Annotated in this window: 14 protein-coding genes; 8 read left to right on the forward strand and 6 right to left on the reverse strand. The window is 61.8% G+C overall.

What is annotated here, in order from left to right:
• Positions 1 to 82: 82 nt before the first annotated feature.
• Together ACQZ60_RS02065 and ACQZ60_RS02070 are read left to right on the forward strand one after the other, a co-directional pair.
• Positions 83 to 694, forward strand: a complete 612-nt coding sequence (locus ACQZ60_RS02065) for a YitT family protein (RefSeq protein WP_035236585.1) — start codon at positions 83 to 85, stop codon at positions 692 to 694.
• Between the two features lie 72 nt (positions 695 to 766).
• Positions 767 to 1408 carry a YitT family protein gene (locus ACQZ60_RS02070; RefSeq protein WP_269830489.1) on the forward strand — a complete coding sequence of 214 codons (642 nt, stop codon included), beginning with the start codon at positions 767 to 769 and terminating at the stop codon, positions 1406 to 1408.
• Between the two features lie 26 nt (positions 1409 to 1434).
• On the opposite strand, the gene ACQZ60_RS02075 is transcribed toward ACQZ60_RS02070, so the two are convergent.
• Complete coding sequence (locus tag ACQZ60_RS02075) at positions 1435 to 1896, reverse strand: carboxymuconolactone decarboxylase family protein (protein WP_035265145.1); 462 nt, start codon at positions 1894 to 1896, stop codon at positions 1435 to 1437.
• Positions 1897 to 1994: 98 nt separating this feature from the next.
• A complete protein-coding gene (locus ACQZ60_RS02080; protein WP_003519926.1) occupies positions 1995 to 2498 on the reverse strand; it encodes an RrF2 family transcriptional regulator in 504 nt (167 codons plus the stop codon).
• Between the two features lie 121 nt (positions 2499 to 2619).
• On the opposite strand from ACQZ60_RS02080, the gene ACQZ60_RS02085 reads away from it, so the two are divergent.
• A complete protein-coding gene (locus ACQZ60_RS02085; RefSeq protein ID WP_051671948.1) occupies positions 2620 to 5139 on the forward strand; it encodes a ligase-associated DNA damage response DEXH box helicase in 2520 nt (839 codons plus the stop codon).
• A gap of 34 nt (positions 5140 to 5173) precedes the next feature.
• Positions 5174 to 5902, forward strand: a complete 729-nt coding sequence (gene pdeM / locus ACQZ60_RS02090) for a ligase-associated DNA damage response endonuclease PdeM (RefSeq protein WP_035265147.1) — start codon at positions 5174 to 5176, stop codon at positions 5900 to 5902.
• Between the two features lie 48 nt (positions 5903 to 5950).
• Here pdeM and ACQZ60_RS02095 read toward each other — a convergent pair whose 3' ends face one another.
• The 4 genes from ACQZ60_RS02095 to podJ all read right to left on the reverse strand — a co-directional run bounded on the left by ACQZ60_RS02095 (position 5951) and on the right by podJ (position 12303).
• Positions 5951 to 6388, reverse strand: coding sequence for a universal stress protein (locus ACQZ60_RS02095; protein WP_035265148.1), 438 nt, complete (start codon positions 6386 to 6388; stop codon positions 5951 to 5953).
• A 160-nt stretch (positions 6389 to 6548) separates the two neighbouring features.
• Positions 6549 to 7376, reverse strand: a complete 828-nt coding sequence (locus ACQZ60_RS02100) for a TIGR02186 family protein (protein WP_035265149.1) — start codon at positions 7374 to 7376, stop codon at positions 6549 to 6551.
• The gene (locus tag ACQZ60_RS02105; protein WP_003522786.1) at positions 7373 to 8299 is read right to left on the reverse strand and encodes a sulfite exporter TauE/SafE family protein; all 927 of its coding nucleotides are present in this window, start codon (positions 8297 to 8299) and stop codon (positions 7373 to 7375) included. Before ACQZ60_RS02105 ends, ACQZ60_RS02100 begins: the two co-directional genes overlap by 4 nt.
• 263 nt (positions 8300 to 8562) lie before the next feature.
• The gene (gene podJ / locus ACQZ60_RS02110) at positions 8563 to 12303 is read right to left on the reverse strand and encodes a cell division protein PodJ (protein WP_448734677.1); all 3741 of its coding nucleotides are present in this window, start codon (positions 12301 to 12303) and stop codon (positions 8563 to 8565) included.
• Between the two features lie 377 nt (positions 12304 to 12680).
• On the opposite strand from podJ, the gene ACQZ60_RS02115 reads away from it, so the two are divergent.
• The 4 genes from ACQZ60_RS02115 to ACQZ60_RS02130 all read left to right on the forward strand — a co-directional run bounded on the left by ACQZ60_RS02115 (position 12681) and on the right by ACQZ60_RS02130 (position 18774).
• Positions 12681 to 14477: an acyl-CoA dehydrogenase C-terminal domain-containing protein gene (locus ACQZ60_RS02115; RefSeq protein ID WP_448734678.1), complete on the forward strand. Its 1797-nt coding sequence runs from the start codon at positions 12681 to 12683 to the stop codon at positions 14475 to 14477.
• Between the two features lie 36 nt (positions 14478 to 14513).
• Positions 14514 to 15722, forward strand: coding sequence for an acetyl-CoA C-acetyltransferase (locus tag ACQZ60_RS02120; RefSeq protein WP_448734679.1), 1209 nt, complete (start codon positions 14514 to 14516; stop codon positions 15720 to 15722).
• A 254-nt stretch (positions 15723 to 15976) separates the two neighbouring features.
• A complete protein-coding gene (locus tag ACQZ60_RS02125) occupies positions 15977 to 18193 on the forward strand; it encodes a 3-hydroxyacyl-CoA dehydrogenase NAD-binding domain-containing protein (RefSeq protein ID WP_448734680.1) in 2217 nt (738 codons plus the stop codon).
• Between the two features lie 155 nt (positions 18194 to 18348).
• The gene (locus tag ACQZ60_RS02130) at positions 18349 to 18774 is read left to right on the forward strand and encodes a hypothetical protein (protein WP_448734681.1); all 426 of its coding nucleotides are present in this window, start codon (positions 18349 to 18351) and stop codon (positions 18772 to 18774) included.
• The last annotated feature ends 128 nt before the right edge of the window (positions 18775 to 18902 follow it).

Genomic DNA, 18902 nt, shown 5'->3' on the forward strand with positions numbered 1-18902 from the left:
TCTTGCTCAGATGTTTTTTGCAGTGCAAAATATGCCTGAAGCTGAGGAAAAAAGCGTGAGCAGAACGAGAAGCGTTTACGGCATGTGGAGTTCCGATCCGGCCAAACATGCGCCGGTCGAAGACGTGCAGGGCATCGTCACCGGTGCCATCGTCTCGGCGCTCGGCTTTTATCTTCTGAACAAGGTCGGCCTTCTGACCGGCGGCACCGCCGGCGTCGCCTTTCTCCTGCATTATGCTTTCGGCATCAGCTTCGGCCTCCTGTTCTTCCTCGTCAATCTGCCGTTTTATTACCTGTCCTTCCGCCGCCTCGGTCTTGCCTTTTCCTTCAAGACCTTCATCGCCATCGGCCTTGTTTCGGTGCTGACGGAAGTGGAAGCGCGCTGGATGGTGATCGACAGCATCAACCCGCTCTGGGCGGCGCTGCTTGGCGGTCTGCTTCTGGGTTACGGCTTGCTGGCTCTTTATCGCCACCGCGCCAGCCTTGGCGGCATCGGCATTCTCGCCATTTATATTCAGGATCGCTTCGGCATCCGCGCCGGTCTCATCCAGCTCGCCTTCGATGCCTTCGTGATGCTCTGCGCCTTCCTCGTTATCGATCCGGCGACCGTCGTTTATTCGATTGTCGGCGCCTTTGTCCTCAACATGTTTCTGGCCATCAATCACCGCTCGGACAGATATATCGTCGTGCGCTGAGCGACAGCGGTTGAAATCCGTCGCGCTTTTGCGCAATAGCTCGACAGAGGCCGGAAAATCAGGGGAACAGGCATGGTCGATACGACTGCACGCAAGCGCTTGAATATCTGGGCTTCCGCGCCCGATCGTCATTCGCTGCTGGAGGATGCTCAGGGCGTTCTGGCCGGCAGCATGCTCGTCTCGCTCGGTGTGACACTGCTTTCTGCCGCGGGCCTGCTCACCGGTGGCACCGTCGGCCTTGCCTTTCTGGCGCATTATTCCACCGGCTTCAGCTTCGGCGCGGTGTTCTTCCTCGTCAATCTGCCGTTTTATTATCTCGCCTTCCGTCGCCTCGGCCTTGCCTTCACGGTCAAGACCTTCTGCGCCATCGCCATGACGGCGCTGCTGTCGGAATATATGCCTGGTTTCTTCGCCTTTCAGAGCATCAATCCGGTTGCTGCGGCTCTCTTTGGCGGATTAACCGTCGCGGCCGGCATGCTGGCGCTGTTCCGTCATCGCACCAGTCTCGGCGGTTTTGGTATCCTCGCGCTTTATCTTCAGGATCGTTTCGGCTGGCGTGCAGGCCTCGTGCAACTCGCCTTTGATGGCATGGTGCTGGCCTGCTCGTTCTTCGTGGCCACACCTTTCGTCATCGTCTGCTCCGTCCTCGGCGCGCTGGTCATGAACCTCACGCTTGCCATCAATCACAGGAACGACCGCTACATCGCCATGTAGCGGCCGCCCATTTTGGGTTTAAGAGGTCACGCCGCCTTCGCAGCCGCATCGACCGGATGCTGCGAGCGGAAGCCGACGGCGATGCGGTTCCAGGTGTTGATCGCGCCGATGGCGACGGTGATCTTCACGATATCCTCATCGGAAAAATGCGCCTTCAGCGCCTCGAAGGCGTCATCCGGGGCGCCGGTTTTGGCAATCTTCGTCACCGCGTCCACCCAGCCGAGCAGCGCCCGTTCCTGCTGGGTATAAACGGGGGATTCCCGCCACACGCTCATCAGGTTGATCCATTGTTCGGAAAGCCCGTCATGGCGGCTCTCCTTCACATGCATGTCCACACAGAAAGCGCAGCCGTTGATGATCGAGGCACGCAGCTTGATGAGGTGAACGAAACGGCGCTCCAGCCCGCTGCCCTGAACGTAATTCTCCAGAGCCATGACGGCCTTGAAGGCTTCGGGGGATGCTTTGGCATAGTTGATACGGGTTTTCATAGGTCTCTCCATTGGTTGGGGTCTGTTTGAGGACATGCGTTATCGATCCGGAAAGCCGTGAGGCTTCCGGTATTTCGGTGATCCTGTCTTTTCGGGTCTCAGCGCGTTGCTGTTTTGCGCTCGTTCAGCTCCAGAAAGGCGCAGCCACGCGCGGCAATCCCGCCATCGTCATTGGCGGCAAGGTCGCCCAGAATGTCGGCGATGGTGGTTTTGGCGAGTTCGGCCCGATAGGCCTTCTCCGCTTTCAGCATCGCGGCATTGATGCCGCAGGGCTTGGTGAAATAACGCCCCGGCAAGGGGTTTGGCCCGCGCTGGCGGATTTCCGCGCAGCGGAAGGCAGGTTGCGGCCCTTCGACAGCCAGCACGATATCGAGCAGGGTGATCCTGTCGGTCGCCCGGGCCAGACGGTAACCTCCCTTCGGCCCCGGCACGGTGGCGACAATCCCGGCATTGGACAGCGACTGGAGATGCTTCAGCAGATAGCTGGTGGAAACGCCGTGAAATTCGGCCAGCGCCGCTGCAGACAGCACGCCGCCTTCGGAAAGCCCCGCCAGCATGCCCACGCTGTGAATGGCCTGTTCCACGCCGTCGCCGAGTTTCATCCGACTTGTCCCTGTGCGGTTTGTTTCAGTATCGTGGATAAAATTTATCCGTGATTATGCTTTCTGTCAAGCGGTCCCGTTCCGCCCTTCTTTTTTGCAGCTTTTTCACTACTTTGAAGTTGTGAAACACACCGAGTCTCCCATTTCCGGCACGCATGTCGGCGCTTTGCCCCTTCCATTCCAGAAATGGTTTGCCGAAAAGGGGTGGTCTCCGCGCGCGCATCAATTGGAGTTGATGGCGCGCGCACGCGGCGGTGAAAACATGCTGCTGATCGCGCCGACGGGCGCCGGCAAGACGCTGGGCGGCTTCATGGCCTCGCTCACCGATCTGGCGGAACGCGGCAAGGTGCCGGCAGGCTCGGGCTTCGTCGGCGTGCACACGCTCTATATCTCGCCGCTCAAGGCGCTGGCGGTGGATATCGAACGCAACCTCACCAGACCCGTCTCCGAAATGGGCCTGCCGATTTCCATCGAGACGCGCACCGGCGATACGCCGCAGGGCAAACGTCAGCGCCAGAAGGTCAAGCCGCCGGATATTCTACTGACGACGCCGGAGCAGGTCTCTCTTCTGCTCGCCAACAAGGAGGCCGAGCGCTTTTTCCGTGACCTGAAATATGTGGTGCTCGACGAGCTGCATTCGCTCGTCACCTCCAAACGCGGCCATCTGCTGGCACTGGCGCTCGCCCGTGTGCGCCGGCATGCGCCCGATGTGCGCTTCATCGGCCTTTCGGCCACGGTGGCGGAGCCGACGGATTTGCGCCGTTATCTCGCGCCGCAGGGGCAGGATGAGCCGCCCGCCGGTCTCATCACCGTCGAGGGTGGGGCAAAGCCGGATATCTCCATCCTGAGTACGGAAGAGCGCATCCCATGGTCCGGCCATTCGGCGCGTTACGCCATGAAGGATCTATATGCCGCGCTGAAGGACCATCAGACGACGCTGATCTTCGTCAACACCCGCTCGCAGGCGGAGCTGATCTTCCAGGAACTCTGGACCATCAATGACGACAATCTGCCGATTGCGCTGCATCACGGTTCGCTGGATGCCGGCCAGCGCCGCAGGGTGGAAGCGGCCATGGCGGAAAACAAATTGCGCGCCGTCGTCGCCACCTCCACGCTCGATCTCGGCATAGACTGGGGCGATGTCGACCTCGTCGTGCATGTCGGCGCGCCGAAGGGCGCAAGCCGCCTGGCCCAGCGCATCGGCCGCGCCAATCATCGTATGGACGAGCCGTCAAAGGCGATCCTCGTTCCCGCCAACCGCTTCGAGGTGATGGAGTGCCGCGCCGCACTGGATGCCAACTACATCGGCGCGCAGGACACGCCGCCGATTGCCGAGGGCGCGCTCGATGTTCTCGCCCAGCACATACTTGGCATGGCCTGCGCCGAGCCCTTCGATGCGGATGATCTCTATCGCGAAGTAACCAGCGCCTCGCCCTATGCCGACCTGCCGCGCGCCACCTTCGACCGGGTGGTGGATTTCACCGCCACCGGCGGTTACGCGCTGCGCACCTATGAGCGTTACGCCCGCATCCGCCAGATGAAGGACGGCCGCTGGCGCGTCTCCAATCCGGCGGTCGCGCAACAATATCGCCTGAACCTCGGCACCATCGTCGAGGCGGCGGAACTCAATGTCCGCATGGTCAAGCGCAATGCCAAAGGCACGGTCGGGCGCGGCGGCATGTCGCTCGGCAAGGTCGAGGAATATTTCCTCGAGCAGCTGGTGCAGGGCGATACCTTCCTCTTCGCCGGCAAGGTGCTGCGTTTCGAAGGTATACGCGAGAATGAATGCCTGGTCTCGCAGGCCTTCTCCATGGACCCGAAAATTCCCTCCTATGCTGGCGGCAAGTTCCCGCTCTCCACCTACCTAGCGGATCAGGTGCGCTCCATGCTGGCAGACCCGACGCGCTGGCATGCCCTGCCGGATCAGGTGCGCGACTGGCTGGCGATCCAGAAGGAAAAGTCGATCATTCCCAAGCGCGACGAACTGCTGGTGGAGACCTTCCCCTTCCGCAAGCGCTTCTTCATGGTCATGTATCCCTTCGAGGGGCGCTTGGCGCACCAGACGCTCGGCATGCTTTTGACGCGCCGGCTGGAGCGGGTGGGCGCAAAGCCCATGGGCTTTGTCGCCACCGATTATTCGCTTGCCATCTGGGCCATGGAAGATATCGGCAGACGGCTGAAATCCCGCCGCCTGTCGCTTGCAGACCTGCTGGACGAGGACATGCTCGGCGACGATCTGGAGGCGTGGCTGGACGAATCCTTCATGCTGAAGCGCACCTTCCGCAATTGCGCCGTCATTTCCGGGCTGATCGAACGCCGCCATCCCGGCAAGGAAAAGACTGGTCGTCAGGTCACGGTCTCCGCCGATCTTATTTATGACGTTCTTCGCAGCCATGAGCCGGATCATATCCTGATGGAAGCGACGCGGCGCGATGCCGCGGCGGGACTTTTGGACATTGGCCGTCTTGGCGATATGCTGAGGCGAATCAAGGGTCACACCACCCATTGCGCGTTGGAACATGTCTCGCCGCTCGCCGTTCCGGTCATGTTGGAAATTGGTCGCGAGACGGTGGCGGGTGAGGCGATGGACGATGTGCTGGCCGAGGCCGCCGACGAGCTGATCGCCGAGGCCATGTCCTGAAACATCTGGGCGGAATGAAGGAACAAAGGCAAAAGTGCTGAGCCGGCTGACATTGAGCGACAGGTTTTCCAATGGCTTCGAATGCCTCGGCAGCGAAACCGTCGTGAACGGCGTCGCCGCCTGGTGCGATCCTTTGGGCGGGCTTTACCTCCCGGACCTGTCGCTGCTCGTCGTTTCCGATCTGCATCTGGAAAAGGGCGCGGCTTTTGCAAGGCGCGGACGCATGCTGCCGCCTTACGACACCATCGCCACGCTTAAAATCCTCTCCTCCCTCGTCAGCCGTTACGATCCGAAGATCGTCGTCAGCCTTGGCGACAATTTCCACGACCGCGTCGGTTCCGAGCATCTGCCGCTGCCGTTGCGCGAGCTCATCCGCGACATGGCCCGTGGCCGCGAATGGATATGGATCAACGGCAATCACGATCCCGACGGAACGGTCGATCTGCCGGGCTCTTCGGTAGACGAGATGTTTTACAGCACTCTCGTCTTCCGCCACGAGCCGAAGCCGGGCGATGCCGCCGGCGAAATCGCCGGGCATCTGCATCCCTCCGCCACGGTCCGCCGCCGCGAAAAGACGGTGCGGCGGCCCTGTTTCGCCACCGACGGTTCACGTCTGTTGATGCCGGCTTTCGGTGTCATGAGCGGCGGGCTGGATTTGCGGCACAAGGCCATGCGCGGCCTGTTCGATCATGCCGCTCTCGTCGCGCATCTGATGGGGAGGGACCGCATCTATTCGGTGCGGTTTTCAAATCTTCTCGGCTGAGCGTCTCTTCCGGACGTAAAACCGCAACGCAGCTTTACTGGAAATGCCCTATTGCCGGTAGACCAGCACCGGTATCTTCGAATTCTTCAGCACCTTGGCCGTGACACTGCCGAGCAGCATCTCCACGAAGCTCCTGCGTCGGTGCGAGGCCATGGCGATGAGATCGCAGCCGCTCCTGTTGGCGGCTTCGATGATCGCCTCGTCGGGCCTTCCCGCTCGCGCCAGCAGCGCTTCGCAATTCAGCCCCATGGAAGTGGCCTGCGCCTGCGTATCCCTCAGCAGATGTTCCGCTTCCTCGCAGCGGTGGAATTCTTCTTCGGCAATGGCGGCAATGTCCTCGACATCGCTGGCAATCACGTGAAAGGGTTCCGATACCGTCACGACGGTCACCTTTGCGCCTGCCTCCTTGGCGAGAGCGAACCCTTGGTCGATTGCGATCTGCGCCAGCGGCGAGCCATCGGTGGGAATGAGAATGTGCTTGAACATGACATTTCTCCTTTTCATCCCGGTCACAACCACACATGCTCGCCTGGAGCTGCACGTATGATTGTAAGGCCTTGAATTTTACTGCAAACCGATGACGGAAGCGAATGCTATCTTTGCCGACAGGGGCGGCAGACGCTCTCTTTTGCGGGATGAAAACCAATCAGTCCTTGCGGAAGATGATGCTGGCGCCCCAGCCGGTCACGACGGCGAGCAGAACGCAGAGCGCACCATAGGCAAGCGGCGTCTGATGCGCGGCGTCGGTGATCGCCTGTTCCATGCCGGTCTTGACGACGCGTAGTTTCAGTTCGCGCTGGGCGATGAATTTGCCGCTCTTGAAGAGATAGGCGCGGGCGGTGTGCACGCCGTTCGGCACGTTGGCCGGCAGGCGCAAAGTCGCCCAGAACAGGCCGGTGCGTTCCAGCCGCACCCCGGTCGTGTCGTTGCGATAGATGCCGCTGGAAAGCTTCAGACGCCGATAGGCTTCCTGAAAATCGAAGACGTTGTCGGGCACGCCGGAAAAGACCGCGCTTTTCAGTGACAGATGGTCGACGCCAAGCCCCATGGCGCGGAGCGTTCCGGGCGAGGCGACATCGCTGATATTGCGCGTGCTGGCCATGGAATAGGATTCCGGCAGCGGCGTGAAGGTGATGGCGCTGGTATTGATCCAAATGCCCGCCACGCGTTCCTTCTTGCGCACGGTCATATAGTCGCTCGGACCCTCGAGCGTCACGACAATGTCGTATTGCCCGATGGCGAGCAGCAACTGGTCGGTATTGTTCAGCGCGCCGAAAAGCGTGAAATCCGCGCCGCGAAAATCGGAAGCAATTGGAATTTCGGTCGTCGATGCGCCGATTTCGATATTTTCCAGCAGGGATCGCTGCTGCGGGCCGGGCGGCAGGGCAAGCGGCGGCGTCTGGGCCGAAGCGGTCTGCCCGAAAGTGAGACATGAGGCCAGTGCAAGGGCGGCAAGCAGCAAATGGCGGGTCAATAACCTAACCCCCCGACGGCAACCGAAAACAGGTCTTCGGGTCGCACCACCAGCGATACGGCAAGGCGAAGCGCAACAGCGAGAACGAGAAGCGCAAGCAGGGCGCGCAGCTGTTCGCCGCGCAGTTTCTGGCCGACGCGCACGCCGTATTGCGCGCCGATGACGCCCGCCACCATCAGGATGAAGGCCAGCACCACATCGACGGAATAGTTGGTCGCCGCCTGAACCACGGTCGTATAGGCGGTTACGAAAATGATCTGGAAAAGCGAGGTGCCGACAACCACGCTGGTGGGTATGCGTAAGAGATAGATCATCGCCGGCACCATGATGAAGCCGCCGCCCACACCCATGATCGAGGTGAGGATGCCGATGCCGAAACCCAGCGTGACGATGGGAATGATGCTGAGATAGATCTTCGATTTCTTGAACCGCATTTTCAGCGGCAGGCGGTGCACCCAGTTGTGATGGCCCGGCCGGCGCAGCGTCACGGTTTCGTTGCGGGCCGCGCGGCGAAGCGCCGAAATGCTTTCCTTCAGCATCAGCCCGCCGACGGTGCCGAGCAGGATGACGTAGAGCAGCGACACGATGAGATCGAGCTGGCCGATGCTGCGCAGGAAGGAGAATATCCATACGCCGACCGTCGCCCCCACCAGGCCGCCCACAAGCAGCACGCTGCCGAGCTTGACGTCGAGCGTGCCGCGCCGGAAATGCGTGATCGAGCCTGATACGGAGGAGGCGACCACCTGGTTTGCACCCGTCGCCACGGCCACCACAGGCGGAATATTGTAGAAAATCAGAAGCGGTGTAATCAGAAAGCCGCCGCCCACGCCGAACATGCCGGAAAGAAAACCGACGGCCGCGCCCATGCCGAGAATGATGAAAATATTCACCGACAGTTCTGCGATCGGCAGATAGACAGTCACGGCTCGGACCTCGGGCAAATGGTTCCGGGCGGCAGGGCTTGTCCGGGTGAGGGGGCCGCGCCGCGATTTACACTTTCTGTCTGAAAAGACCGGGCATGCCCGGCCTTCATTCGTCATGCCCGCGAGGGCCTGACCTGTCAACATTCAACGGTAAATACGTTGATAATTTGGAAAGATAGCGGCCGTGTGTCGGCAGCCGGCCACATTCCTGCGCCGGGCTGAGCGAAAGCGGCCTAGGGGCCGCTTCGCCGGTTCTCGAATGTTTATTTGTTGCGGGCGAGAAGCGCGGTCACCAGCTCGTTGGTAATGCGGCCGTCCGGCGTCTGGCCCACGGACTTCTGGAAGTCCTTTATCGCCGTCACGGTGTTCTTGCCGAGCTTGCCGTCAGGCTGACCGGCATCGAAACCGTTCTTGTTCAGGATCGCCTGAATGTTGCGGATCGCCTTTTCCATGTCCACGGAAGCAGTTTTCACGCCTTCCTTGCCGGCCCATTCCTCGGGCGGGTTGACGCTGTTGGCATCTTCCGAAAGCGGCTTGACCTTCCAGGCGTCCACCTTGGCCTTGGCGCTCTGAAGTTGCTGCGGGTTCAAGGCTCCTGCCACTTCGTCGCGCTTCTGGGCGGCGTCGGCGTCGCCATCCCTGGCTGCGATGGCGAACCACTTGTAGGATTCCTCGATATCCTGCTTCACGCCGCTGCCGCGCGCATAGAGAATGGCGAGGTTGAACTGGCTGTCACGAACGCCGAGGTCGGAAGCCTTGATGAACCATTGTGCGGCGGCGGCGAAATCCGGCTGACCGGCCGCATCGGAAGCAAGCAGGACGGCGAGATTGTGCATGGCGCCGGCATTGCCCTGTTCCGCGGCCAGCGTGTAATAGCGCTTGGCTTCGGGAAGGTTGCGTTCGACGCCGTTCGCCTTCTCGTAGAGATTGGCGAGACGATATTGCGCGGGTGCAAGGCCGCGATCAGCGGCGAGCTTGTACCATTTTGCCGCCTCGGTGCGGTCGGCGGCAACGCCGCGGCCATCGGTGTAGCGGGCTGCGATCTCGAACAGCGCCTGCGTGTCGCCCTTGGCGGCCGCTTCGGCAAGCGATGCCGGCTCGATGCCGGCGGGAACGGCGATGGCGTCCTGGGCGGGAGCAGCCGTGGCGGCGACCTGTGCCGGAGCCGAAGGTTCGTTCTGCGCGACGGTGCCGGAATTTGCCGCATCCACGGCGGGAACGTCGGCAACCGGCGGCTCGTCAGGCAGCGGTGCGCCGCCAACGGTGCGGGGATCGATGATGTTTTCCGCCGGTGCGGTGTTTTCGATGCTGTCGGCGGATGCGGCCTGTTCCGGATCGATGGCGAGATCGGACGGAATGGTCACGGCCTTGTCGCCCGCTTCGGGAAGCGCGGAGACCGGGCCATTGTCCTGCTTCTGCTCAATGACCGGAGCCGGAGCTTCCGCGCCGCCGATCAGCGTCTTAACGAGCGGCATGGCCATCATCGCCAGAAGAATGGCGCCGATGCCGAGCAGCAGCGGGCGGCGATAGCGCGAGAGCCCCGATGCCTCGGCCTTGCGGCCCTTCTTGCCGGTATCGAGCTTCTCCGGCGATGTTTCCATGGCGGCGGCCTGCGCCGCACGACGGGCGGCGGCAATGAAATCCGTCCGTCCTTCGGCGTCTGCGGCCTTGCCGCTGGCGGCCACCTGGCTGGCGCGCACGCGCTCGAGGATTTTCTTGATATCGGGCGCACCCGAACCCGGCTCCAGAAGTTCGTTCTCCTGACCCGCCGGCAGAACGTCGATCGGATCGAGCGACGGGGCGGGCTCGACCTGCGTGCGGGCGGAGGAGGAGGCCGATACGGGTTCTTCTTCGGCTTTGACGGTCTTTGCAGTACCCGTCTTGAAACGCTTCGTCAGGCCGGCAAGCAGGCTCTTTTTTTCCGCCTTCGCGGGCTTCGCCGCAGCGGGAGGCACGATGGCATCCCCATCTTTCCCGTCGGCGTCGAGAATGGCCTGTTCTTCGGCGATATAACCCTCTTCCGGGAAGATGGCGGCCGGCATGGACACATCTTCGTGCGCGGGGGCCGACACAGGCTTCGCGACGTTGCGGGGCGCGGCCTCTTCGCGGTAGACGGGGGCATTGTCGAGGTTATCCAGCCGGCCGGCGATCTGCACCAGCGTCTCATGCAGCGCTTCGAATGTGCGGTGCGTGCGTTCTTCGGTGTTGCGGCTCAAGGCTTCGAGATTGCGCAGATCGGTCGCAAGATCGGTCAGCATGGTCATGTCGGCAAGGTTTGCGCCGGCCGAGAGATTGTTACGGGTATAGGCGTCCAGAACGGCCTCGGCCGCCTGCCGGGCTGCTTCGATGATATATTCGTCGTTGGACGCCATGTAGTCTTCGATGGCCGCCATGCGGGCATCGAGTTCAGGCGGCATGCCCGCGGCCTGCATCTGCACCGGCTGGCTGATCAGCGTCGAGAGATGGGCGATCTGGTTTTCGAGGCTTGCCAGCGCGTGGCTGTCGGCGGGCGCGGCATGGGCGGTCTCATCGAGACGGGCTGCAATATTGCCGAGCCGCTCTTCCAGACGCGAGAAGGCGCTTTCGCTGAGGCCCGATGCCGGTTGCGGCTGGCTGTAACGATAGTCGAGGTCCTCGATCCGCCGCGAGAGCAGGTCGAGCCGCTCTGCCAGACCGTCATTGACGGCGCCGTGATCCAGCGCATCGATCTTGCGGGAAATGTCGCTGAGGAAAGACGTCAGTTCCGCCTGTTGCGAGGGGCGCTGCGAACGCTCCAGAAGCAGGGAAAGCTGGTCCAGCCGCTCATGCAACTGGGCGGCGTCGCGGGCGGTGCTGAGTTCGTCGATCTTGCCGGCCAGCGCTTCAAGACGGGCGGTCAGGTCCAGCGCCGGTTCAGGTTTTGTGGCGGCAAGGCGGTTGATGTCGCCGAGCTGTTCGGCAAGGCCGTTCAGCCGGGTTTCCAGACGCTGCGCCAGCGCATTGTCCGTTGCCTGTGCATTGGCGCGCGTGCCGGTTGCGGCAATGGCGCGGCTGATTTCGTCCAGCCGCTGGTCGAGACCGGAAAACTGTTCGGTAAAGGCCGCTTCGTTCGGCTGCATGTGCTTGCCGAGCTGCTCCACGGCGCTGGCAATGGTGATCAGCTTGTCTTCGAGCACGCGCACGGCCGGATTGTTGCTCATGCCGCCGAGCTGCGTCTTGATGTCATCGAGACGATAGGCGAGCGAAACGATCTCATCCTGCAACGCGCCGGCGTCGAAACCGCGCAGCGTGTCTTCCACATTGTTCCAGCGGCTTTCGATCCGGTGCACGCTGTCTTCGCGCGCAAGCTGGTCGATCGTCAGGCGCAGGTCCTCGAATTCGTTGCGCAGCCCGTAGGCATCGGGAGATGCCAGATTGCCGAGCTGGTCGATGCTGCCGGCCAGCCGCGCGATATCGTCGCGCAGATCGCCGATGAACTGCTGGTCTTCCGCCACCGCGCGAATATTGCGGATCTCGGTGCGCAGTCCCTGCGCTTCGCGGGCAACGCCCTCGGCAATGTCGTGCTTCAGCTCATGCCGCAGATTGACGAGCGCCTGTGCGATTTCCTGCAAGGCTGCATCATTGCGCTGCGGCTCCTGATAGGGCGGGATGGAACGCGCGCGCGGTGCGGGAGCGGCTGTTGCCTGCTGCGCGTCCCTCGGCCGGTATTCCGGTGCAAGCGGGCGGGTAATCGTCCGCTCCGGACGGGCAACGGGTTCCTGCGGGCGCTGGAAGCTCGCCTCGAGGAGGCGTTGGCGCTGGCGGATTTCGTTGACGGGATCGAGCTGCGGTGGCGTGACGGCGGCGCGCGCGGCATAAGCCTCGCTTTTCGCTTCGGGCTGAGCGCTCGCGGCCCGGGGGTCGCGCGGGAACTTCTGGCTCATCAGCCCTTCGATACGGGCTTCGAGGCCTTCGATGGTGCGATTGAGCGCATCAAGAGACGATCTGTCGCTTGGCTGTTGGGTTTTCGATCGCAATCCGTTCATCTTTTCGCTCGCTTCGCTTCCGCCCGCCGTGCCCGGTTATCTGTCGCGACGTTGCCTGCCTGGACACGCCGTCGCCGCAACATGCAGCAATCCTAAAGCCGGTATTCGCCCCCGTTGAGGAAAATGCGCCGGAGTACGAAGCAGTTACCTCTGTCGGGAGAATTCACGAAACGTGGTAAAGAAGTGGTTAACTATGGTCGGAATTTTTTAACTTTTGCGGCACGCGGCAGCCCTGCGCCGGGCCGGACGTCCATTCCGCGAAAAAGGAGAAGGGATATTCCGCTGAAATTTATTTGACGTTTACGCGCACGTCAAATATTGTCATCCCATATCGGCCGGATTATCGCCGGCGCCCACGATGCGGAGGAACATCGGTAATGCCTGTTTACAAGGCCCCAGTTAAAGACACGCTTTTTATCCTGAACGACGTTCTCGGCCTGGAGCGGTATAACAACCTGCCCGGCTTCGAGGATGCAACCCCCGACATGATCGAGGCCATTACCGGTGAAGCCGCAAAGCTTGCCGAAGAGCGGCTTTTCCCGCTCAACCTTTCCGGCGACCAACAGGGTTGCAAGCGCGCCGATGACGGTTCGGTTTCTGTGCCGGATGGTTTCAAGGATGCCTATGACGCCTATTGCGAAGGCGGCTGGATCGGCCTTGCCGTTCCGCCGGAATTCGGCGGGCAGGGCCTGCCCTATACGCTGCATGCCGCCATTGGCGAATATATGTCGTCGGCCAACCTGTCGCTGATGATGTATCCCGGCCTGACGCAGGGTGCGATTGCCGCCATTCTAGTGCATGGCACGCAGGAGCAGAAGGACACCTACCTGCCGAAGATGGTGGATGGCACATGGTCCGGCACCATGAACCTCACCGAACCCCATTGTGGCACCGATCTCGGCATGCTGCGCACCAAGGCCGTGCCGCAGGCTGATGGCAGCTACAAAATTTCCGGCCAGAAGATCTTCATCTCCGCCGGCGAACATTCCATGACGAACAATATCGTCCATCTGGTGATCGCCCGCATCGAAGGCGCGCCTGAGGGCACCAAGGGTATTTCGCTCTTCATCGTACCGAAGTTCCTGGTGAAGGAAGACGGCACGCCGGGCGAGCGAAACGGCGTCACCTGCGGCGCCATCGAACACAAGATGGGCATTCACGGCAACGCCACCTGCGTCATGAACTACGATGACGCGACCGGTTATCTGCTGGGCGCTGAGAACAAGGGCCTTTCGGCCATGTTCGTGATGATGAACGAAGCCCGCCTTGGCGTTGGCCTGCAGGGTCTTTCCGTCGGTGAGATCGCCTATCAGAACGCGGTTGAATATGCCCGTGAGCGCATTCAGGGCCGCTCGCTTTCGGGTGCGAAATTCCCCGACAGGAAGGCCGATCCGATCATCGTGCATCCCGATATCCGTCGCACGCTGATGACCATCAAGGCCTATAACGAGGCCGGCCGCGCCTTCCTGCTTTGGACCGCGCTGCAATCCGACATCGCCCACCGCGCCGCCGATGAAAAGCAGCGCCAGGCGGCGGACGACCTGCTTGGCCTCGTCACGCCGATTCTGAAAGGTGTGCTGACCGATAAGGGCTTCGACCATGCGGTGATGGCGCAGCAGGTCTTCGGCGGTCACGGCTACATCGAGGAACATGGCATGAGCCAATATGTCCGCGATGCGCGTATCACCATGATCTATGAGGGCGCCAACGGCATTCAGGCGCTCGATCTGGTTGGCCGCAAGCTCGGCATGAATGGCGGCCGCGCCGTCATGGCGCTGTTCAAGGAAATCGGCGATTTCTGCGAGGAAAACCGCGCCGATGAAAAGCTGAGCCTCTACACCAAGGGCTTGAAGAAGGGCTTGAACGACCTGCAGGCCGCAACCATGTGGTTCATGCAGAACGCCATGGCGAAACCCGACAATGCCGGTGCCGGCTCGACCGACTATATGCATCTCTTCGGCATCGTGGTGCTGGGCTACATGCAGGCGCGCATGGCGAAAGCCGCCAGCGAAGCGCTTGCAGCCGGCAGCGCTTCGGACGAGGATTACCTCAAGACCAAGCTTGTCACGGCGAAGTTTTACATGGAGCGCATCATGCCGGAAACGGCGCTGCGCAAGGCCCGCATCGAAACCGGCGCGGACACCATGATGGAACTGGCTGCGGAAGCATTCTGAGAAATCTGGCGTTCATAACGCCACAGGGAGAGAGTTATGACCGACGTATTTATCTACGACCATGTCCGCACCCCGCGCGGACGCGGCAAGAAGGATGGCAGCCTGCATGAGGTGCCTTCCGTTCGCCTTGCCGCCAAGACACTGGAAGCCCTCCGCGACCGCAACGGGCTGGACACTTCTGCCGTCGACGACATCATCATGGGCTGCGTCGATCCCGTCATGGATGCCGGTGCGGTGATCCCGAAGGCCGCCGCCTTCGAGGCCGGTTATTCCAACAGGGCGCCGGGCATGCAGATCTCGCGCTTTTGCGCCTCGGGTCTCGATGCCATCAATTTCGCAGCCGGCAAGGTCAAAGCGGGGTCGGACGATATCGTCATCGCCGGCGGCGTCGAAAGCATGTCGCGCGTCGGCATGGGCATGTCCGGCGGCGCCTGGTACATGGACCCTTCGGTCAACTTCCCGGCCTTCTTCATGCCGCAGGGCGTGTCGGCCGATCTCATCGCCACGAAATACGGTTTTTCCCGTGACGATGTCGATGCCTATGCCGTCGAAAGCCAGAAGCGCGCGGCGCATGCCTGGGACAAGGGCTATTTCAACAAGTCGGTCATTCCGGTGAAGGACTCAAACGGCCTGACGATCCTCGACCGTGACGAGCATATGCGCCCCGGCACGGACATGCAGGCGCTGGCCTCGCTCAACCCATCCTTCCAGATGCCGGGTGAAATGGGTGGTTTCGAAGCCGTCGGCATCATGGCGCATCCGGAAGTGGAGCGGATCAATTACGTGCACCACGCCGGCAATTCGTCCGGCATCGTTGACGGTGCTGCGGCCGTGCTGGTTGGCTCGAAGGCGGGCGGCGAGGCGATGGGCATTAAGCCCCGCGCCCGCATCAAGGCTTTCGCCAATATCGGCTCCGATCCGGCGCTGATGCTGACCGGCCCGGTGGATGTGACCGAAAAGCTCCTGAAAAAGACCGGCATGTCGCTTGCCGATATCGATCTTTTCGAACTCAACGAAGCCTTTGCCGCGGTGGTCCTGCGTTACATGCAGGCCTTCGACATCGACCACGACCGGATGAACGTCAATGGCGGCGCCATCGCCATGGGCCATCCGCTCGGTGCAACCGGCGCGATGATCCTCGGCACGGTGCTGGATGAGCTGGAGCGGCGCGATCTGAACACCGCGCTCGTCACGCTCTGCATCGGCGCTGGCATGGGCACGGCGACGGTTATCGAGCGGGTTTAAGGCTGGTCATGAGGCGCGAGGTTTACGAGCGGCCCAAGAATGAGATCGAACAGCAGCTGGCTCGGCACAATCTGGGAAAGGATATGGCACAGGATCACAGGGCGTCCATCCGCCCCGTTTCCCCTGTCCACATCCGGCGGCTCCGGGCAGAGCGCTGGGGTTTGATCGTGTTTCTCGTTCTTGTGGTCGGTTGTATCGGCCTCGCAATCGGACTGTCGTAACCGCAGGGAAATTTGAGGGAAGAGGAATCCCAAATGAGCACTTACACCAATTTCACCATCGAGACGGACGCAGACGGCATCGCCCTCGTCACCTGGGACATGCCGGAAAAATCCATGAACGTCTTCACGTCAGAGGTGATGGACGAGCTGAACGCCATTGTTGACGCGACTGTCGCCGATAGCGCCGTCAAGGGCGTCGTTTTCACGTCAGGCAAGAGCACCTTTTCCGGCGGCGCCGATCTTTCCATGATCAAGTCGATGTTCTCCTTCTACAATGATGAGAAGACGAAGAACCCGGATCAGGCCGCTGCAAGGCTGTTCGAACTGGTTGGCCGCATGACGGGCCTGTTCCGCAAGATCGAGACCAACGGCAAGCCCTGGGTTTCCGCCATCAACGGCACCTGCATGGGCGGTGCGTTTGAGCTGTCGCTTGCCTGCCACGGCCGGGTCGCCTCCAGCGCCAAGAACCTCAAGATCGCCCTTCCGGAAGTCAAGGTCGGCATCTTCCCCGGCGCCGGCGGCACCCAGCGTGTGCCGCGCCTGACGGACGCGCAATCGGCATTGCAGATGATGACCACCGGCCAGTCGCTGACCGGCGCGCGCGCCAAGGCCATGGGTCTGGTGCATCAGGTGGTGGAGCCGGATCAGCTGGTCTCCACTGCAAAGCAGATGATCAAGGACGGCCTGAAACCGGTCGCCCCCTGGGATGAAAAGGGCTTCAAGGCCCCCGGCGGCGGTATCTGGACGCCTGCCGCAGCCCAGCTCTGGCCCGCCGCTCCGGCAATCCTGCGCCGCGAAAGCGCCGGCAACTATCCGGCCGCGCTCGCCATCCTCAAATGCGTCTATGAAGGCCTGCAATTGCCCTTCGATACGGCGCTGAAGGTGGAGCAGCGTTATTTCACCGAAATCCTTCGCTCGAAGGAAGCCTTCGGCATGATCCGCTCGCTGTTCATTTCCATGCAGGAACTGGGCAAGGGCGCGCGCCGCCCGGCCGGCCAGCCGAAGACCGAGTTCAAGAAGGTCGGCGTTGTCGGCGCGGGCTTCATGGGCGCTGCCGTCGCTTATGTCACGGCTGCCGCCGGCATCCCCGTTGTGCTGGTGGACCGCGATCAGGAAGCTGCCGACAAGGGCAAGGGCCATTGCGAGGAAAGCGTCAAGGCCGCCATCGGCAAGGGCAGGCTGACCCAGGATGAGGCCAAGGCACTGCTCGACCTCGTCACCCCGACAGCGGATTACAAGGCGCTCTCCGATGCCGATCTCGTCATCGAGGCCGTCTTCGAAGACCGCGACGTGAAGAAGGCCGTCATCGAGGCCGTGGAAGCCGTCTTGCCGCAGGGCGCGATCTTCGCCTCCAACACCTCCACTTTGCCGATCACCGGCCTTGCGAAGAACGCGAAGCGCCCGGCGGATTTCATCGGCATCCACTTCTTCTCGCCGGTCGAGAAGATGATGCTAACGGAAGTGATCCTCGGCAAGGAAACCGGCGACAAGGCGCTCGCCGTCGCGCTGGATTATGTGGCGAAGATCAAGAAGACCCCGATTGTGGTGAACGATACGCGCGGCTTCTTCGTCAATCGCTGCGTGCTGCGTTACATGGCGGAAAGCTACGACATGCTGATCGAAGGCGTGCCCGCTGCCATGATCGAAAATGCCGCGAAATTCGCTGGCATGCCGGTCGGCCCGCTGGCGCTGAATGATGAGGTGGCTATCGATCTTTCCTACAAGATCCTGAAAGCCACCGTCGCCGATCTCGGCGAAAAGGCCGTCGACCCGCGCCATATGGAGCTGGTGAAGACGCTGGTGGAAGGCGAGGGCCGTTTTGGCCGCAAGAACGCCAAGGGCTTTTACGACTATCCGCAAAAGCCCGCCAAGAAATCCCTCTGGCCCGGGCTGAAGGACCTTTATCCGCAGCAGAAGCCTGAAGCGGTGGATATGGAGGTGCTGAAACAGCGCTTCCTCGTCACCGTGGCGCTGGAAGCCGCCCGCACAGTGGAAGAAGGCATCGTCACCGATCCACGTGAGGCGGATGTCGGCTCCATCCTCGGTTTCGGTTTCGCGCCCTATACCGGCGGTGCGCTGTCCTACATCGACGGCATGGGCGTGAAGAACTTCGTGGCACTCGCCGAGAAGCTCAGCGAGACCTATGGCCCGCGCTTCAAGCCGACACCGCTGCTGAAGGATATGGCCGCCAAGGGCGAGACCTTCTACGGTCGCTTCGATCCCTATGCCAGCGCCGCCAAGGCGGCCTGAGGCTTTAAGCGAGACATTGAACAGGCCCTTCGGGGCCTGTTTTATTATGCCTGTCTCCCCGCTTTCCGTGCATCCTTTGCCCGGCTGAGGCGTTGAAAAGGCTGAGCGGGCAAAAGCGCCCGCCGCCGTAATTCAGCACGCCTCAGGAGACAGCGATGAAAGCACCACTGCGATCCCACGGTTTCGACAAGCCCTCTGACCTTGACGAGCATCTGGCCGAACTGGACGAAGAGGCCGTGGAGAAGAAGGCTGCTAAACCCGCTGCTGCCCGAAGGGCGCGTGCCGCCGCCCCGGCGGAATCATCCTTGCGCGCGGAACTGGATGATCTGCGCAAACAGCCCGAAAAAATTCGCCGCGACGTCAAACGGCTGGAAGCCGCCGCCAACACGCCGCATCATAAATCCACCAATGCCCGGCATGAGCGCGACCGCGAGAATTCGCGCCTGATGACGGTGGTGCGCTCCGTTGCCGTCACCTCGCTGGCAAGCCGCATCTTCGCCTCCTCGCCCGTCATGGCGGCGCTGGTGGCCGTTGTGCCAATCGCACTTGGCCTTGCCGCACGGCGCAATGAGGGGGCGTAAGCCGCCCCCTGCCGCGCCACCGCCCGCTGGTCCGGCGGATGCCCAGGAGCGGGTTTTCCGCCGCAATCCGGCCTTCGCCGGGCAGACTTTCCAGCCATCCACAGGCGCCGTGAAAAAACTGTCAAAAA

The sequence above is a fragment of the Agrobacterium sp. 22-223-1 genome, assembly GCF_053522385.1.

Coding starts and splice junctions, on each gene's coding strand:
- ACQZ60_RS02065 (WP_035236585.1), top strand. CDS start 83: ATGTGGAGTTCCGATCCGGCCAAACATGCGCCGGTCGAAGACGTGCAG.
- ACQZ60_RS02070 (WP_269830489.1), top strand. CDS start 767: ATGGTCGATACGACTGCACGCAAGCGCTTGAATATCTGGGCTTCCGCG.
- ACQZ60_RS02075 (WP_035265145.1), bottom strand. CDS start 1,896: ATGAAAACCCGTATCAACTATGCCAAAGCATCCCCCGAAGCCTTCAAG.
- ACQZ60_RS02080 (WP_003519926.1), bottom strand. CDS start 2,498: ATGAAACTCGGCGACGGCGTGGAACAGGCCATTCACAGCGTGGGCATG.
- ACQZ60_RS02095 (WP_035265148.1), bottom strand. CDS start 6,388: ATGTTCAAGCACATTCTCATTCCCACCGATGGCTCGCCGCTGGCGCAG.
- podJ (WP_448734677.1), bottom strand. CDS start 12,303: ATGAACGGATTGCGATCGAAAACCCAACAGCCAAGCGACAGATCGTCT.
- ACQZ60_RS02115 (WP_448734678.1), top strand. CDS start 12,681: ATGCCTGTTTACAAGGCCCCAGTTAAAGACACGCTTTTTATCCTGAAC.
- ACQZ60_RS02120 (WP_448734679.1), top strand. CDS start 14,514: ATGACCGACGTATTTATCTACGACCATGTCCGCACCCCGCGCGGACGC.
- ACQZ60_RS02125 (WP_448734680.1), top strand. CDS start 15,977: ATGAGCACTTACACCAATTTCACCATCGAGACGGACGCAGACGGCATC.
- ACQZ60_RS02130 (WP_448734681.1), top strand. CDS start 18,349: ATGAAAGCACCACTGCGATCCCACGGTTTCGACAAGCCCTCTGACCTT.